At 44.8% G+C, this 1970-nt stretch carries 2 protein-coding genes; one reads left to right on the top strand and one right to left on the bottom strand.

Going from position 1 to position 1970, the window contains the following annotated elements:
- Nucleotides 1-219: 219 nt before the first annotated feature.
- Nucleotides 220-1368 carry an iron-containing alcohol dehydrogenase gene (locus AB4653_RS26940; RefSeq protein WP_009845513.1) on the bottom strand — a complete coding sequence of 383 codons (1149 nt, stop codon included), beginning with the start codon at nt 1366-1368 and terminating at the stop codon, nt 220-222.
- 193 nt (nt 1369-1561) lie between these two features.
- Here AB4653_RS26940 and AB4653_RS26935 point away from each other — a divergent pair.
- A partial coding sequence (locus tag AB4653_RS26935; RefSeq protein WP_372105766.1) for an AraC family transcriptional regulator occupies nt 1562-1970 on the top strand: 409 nt, incomplete at its 3' end.

The raw sequence follows: 1970 nt of genomic DNA, 5'->3' as shown, positions 1-1970 counted from the left end.
GGTTTACCTTAACAATATAGAAATATGATTGCACATTAAATTAAGGACTTATGAGAATTTAATAGCATCTTGTAGGGCTAATTAAAAAGCAGCGCCTGATTTGGACGCTGCTTGAGGATATACGCAAAGGCAAAGAATTTGGTTCAGTTTCACGGAATAAATTTTTAGATTATGGTGATTTTCTTTAGAACCTTGTTTTCCTTGCTCTAATTTTGACTGTTATTGAATTGCAGACTCTAGAATCTCGCGTGTTTTCTGAGGCGTGATTGCTTTGTTCTCGCCAAGCTCTAGGTAACCGTGTGATTCAAGTTGAGCAACAACGTTGTCGATTGCTGCCGCTTTCGTTGCTTCGTAACCGTCGAACATAGTTGCAACGTCTAGGCTGTGGTAGAAGGCTTCGATTGCAGCAATAGTGCGCTCGGCTAAATCAGCACCCGCTTCTAGGCCAAATACGTTGCGACCCATTTGCTCTAGCTTGCCACGCTTCGCTTCGATTTGATTACGAAGTAGTGAAGGTTGAACAATCGCAAGAGAACGTGCGTGGTCTACGTGCCATAGTGCTGTGAATTCGTGGCCAATCATGTGTGTTGCCCAATCTTGAGGAACGCCAGTACCAATCAGGCCGTTAAGCGCTTGGTTTGCAGTCCACATTAGGTTTGCACGCCATGCGTCGTTGTCACGCTCGTCGTATTGCTTACCCAGTACAAGTAGGTTCTTAAGCAGTGTTTCTGCGTAACCGTCTTGAACCATCGCGTCTGTTGGCATTGTGATGTATTGCTCACATACGTGAACCCACGCATCAACTAGACCGTTGATCAGTTGGCGCTCTGGCAGAGACTTCATTACGTCTGGGTCCATAACCGCGAACTTAGGTTGTACTGCAGGGTTCATGAACGCCAGTTTCTCTTGAGTCTCTTTACGAGTGATTACAGCACCCATGTTAGATTCAGAACCTGTCGCAGGGAGTGTCAGTACAGCACCAATAGGGGTTGCTTCAGTAACTTGGTGTTTGCCCGCTAGGATATCCCAACCGTCGCCGTCGTATTTAGCTGCCGCAGCAACGTACTTAGAACCGTCGATTACTGAACCACCGCCAACAGCGATAATGAACTCTACGTTTTCTTCTTTAACAAGAGCGACGGCTTTATCTAGCGTCTCTTTGGTTGGGTTAGCTTCAACACCAGCGAACTCAATCCAAGCGTGATCCTTTAGAGAAGCGACAACTTGGTCGTAAACACCGTTGCTTTTGATTGAACCGCCACCGTAGATGACTAGTACTTTCTTCGAAGTATCAACCGCTTGGTTGATAGCGTTGATTTGGCCTTGGCCGAAGTGGATAACTGTAGGGTTAACATAAGTGAATTGCATTAGAGATTCCTTGTGTAAAGCTCAATTTGTTATTTTATTTGATTGCTCAATTTCTATATTTGCATATTAGTACAGTAATCTAGGGTGATGAAGAGCTGATTCTCCAAATAAATTGCCTATTTCTACAAAGTTGATATTCTTTCTCTGCTTTAGCTTACTTACTCTTAGCACTTGGAATGGAAAGTCGCCACTTATGAAAACACTCGCGCAGTTGTTACAGTCTTATGTAGAACACAAAGGTTGGGATGATCTCGAAGGGATCAGAGAAACTGAAATTGGCGGTGTGTGGTTGTATAGAAGCAGTGGCGGGAATCAACGTCAGCCATTCACTTACCAGTCGGGTATTATCATGCTCGGGCAGGGCAAAAAGAACATCTATATTGGCGATAGACCCGTTACTTACGCTGCTGGTGATTATCTTGTGGTAGGCGTGCCAATGCCATTGGAGTGTGAAGCCTTACCTGTAAATGGCGAACCATTGCTTGGTTTGTCGATAAGCATCGATTCTCAGCGCTTGCACAGCTTAGTCAAAAAGCTGGAAGACCAAGGCTTTCTAGAGAGCTACTGCAACAAGCACAAGCAGAATTCGAGCGGCTTAGAAT

This window comes from Vibrio sp. 10N.222.48.A3 (genome assembly GCF_041475345.1).
In the GTDB taxonomy this organism is placed as follows: Bacteria; Pseudomonadota; Gammaproteobacteria; order Enterobacterales; family Vibrionaceae; genus Vibrio; species Vibrio tasmaniensis_A.
Note: the sequence above shows the minus strand (reverse complement) of the source record. Positions and strands in the feature narration are given on the sequence as shown.

Coding starts and splice junctions, on each gene's coding strand:
- AB4653_RS26940 (WP_009845513.1), bottom strand. CDS start 1,368: ATGCAATTCACTTATGTTAACCCTACAGTTATCCACTTCGGCCAAGGC.